1 protein-coding gene and 1 pseudogene are annotated in these 1,086 nt (G+C 67.8%); one reads left to right on the top strand and one right to left on the bottom strand.

Annotation, left to right across the window (positions count from 1 at the left end; all coding sequences use genetic code 11):
• Positions 1-561: 23S rRNA (adenine(2030)-N(6))-methyltransferase RlmJ (locus tag G3480_RS26830; protein ID WP_206171931.1), on the bottom strand; the 561-nt coding region annotated here is incomplete at its 3' end.
• 256 nt (positions 562-817) lie between these two features.
• Here G3480_RS26830 and G3480_RS26835 point away from each other — a divergent pair.
• A pseudogene (locus G3480_RS26835) lies at positions 818-1,086 on the top strand (ADP-ribosylglycohydrolase family protein); the annotation flags it as partial.

Genomic DNA, 1,086 nt, shown 5'->3' on the forward strand with positions numbered 1-1,086 from the left:
GGCCAACGGTAGCCAGAGCAGCACGTTCGGGAGCCCTTCCGCAAGGTCCAGCAGGTCCTCCAACAGCGGATCATCGGACCGACGTACGCTGCGCACTCCGGGCGGGTCGATGAAGAGGAGATCCGGTCGCCAGTCCGTCCAGTCGCTGGGGGTTGCCGGGCGGGTGACGACCGCCGCCTCGCCGAGCCCCTCGCGGAGGCTGGCCGCATAAGCATCGACGATCTCGAAGGCGCGGATCTGGTAACGGCCGTGCTTGGCCAGGAGGCGCTCTGCCAACTGGGTCGAGCCGGGGTAGCGCGCGCCTGCAGCGGCGCGCCACTGACGGTGCCAAGACTGCACATCCGGGTTTGCTCCATGCCAACGGGCGATAAAGACCCCAATCCCGTCCGCCCAGCCCGCGCCCTCGAGCAAGATCGACTCCCAGCGGCCCGCGAAGGCATCGGCGTAGCGGAAGGGTCCCTCGTGCTCGGCAAGCAGACCCTTCAGCACCGCCATCAGGGCCGGATGCTTGACGACATCGCCCGCGTTGCCGGCCTTGGTTTGGTGATCGTAAAGACGCATGGCTGTCAGCCCTCCACAACGGCTCCAATCGCATTGCCAGCCGATCTTCCCTCGCCTGCCTCAGGGCCAGTCTCGGCGCAGAGCCCATGGACAATCAGAGCCGGGACCGCTCCCACCGCCCATCCCACCGGACATGATGCGGCCATGTCCGACCGCACGATCGACTGTCCTCCCGAGCACGGCCAATCCCGCAAGTGACAGAGGCGCACGGGCACGGCAGGGCGGATCTGATACAGGCGCGGGAGGACCCCTCGGGATGACTGACCAAGCGGATGCAATCACACCCACGGCAGCGGCGCGCTATCACGGCGCCCTGCTCGGGCTCGCGGCGGGCGATGCGCTGGGCACGACGCTGGAATTCACGCGTCCGGGCGGCTTCGCGCCCCTCAAGGATATGATCGGCGGCGGTCCCCTTCTGCCTCCAATCCTGCCAGTGGACGGACGACATCTCCATGGCCCTCTGTCTCGCCGAAAGCCTGGTGGAGTGCGCCGGCTTCGATGCCGCGGATCAGATGCGCCGCTCTC

This window comes from Thiorhodococcus mannitoliphagus (genome assembly GCF_010915725.1).
Classification (GTDB): Bacteria; Pseudomonadota; Gammaproteobacteria; order Chromatiales; family Chromatiaceae; genus Thiorhodococcus; species Thiorhodococcus mannitoliphagus.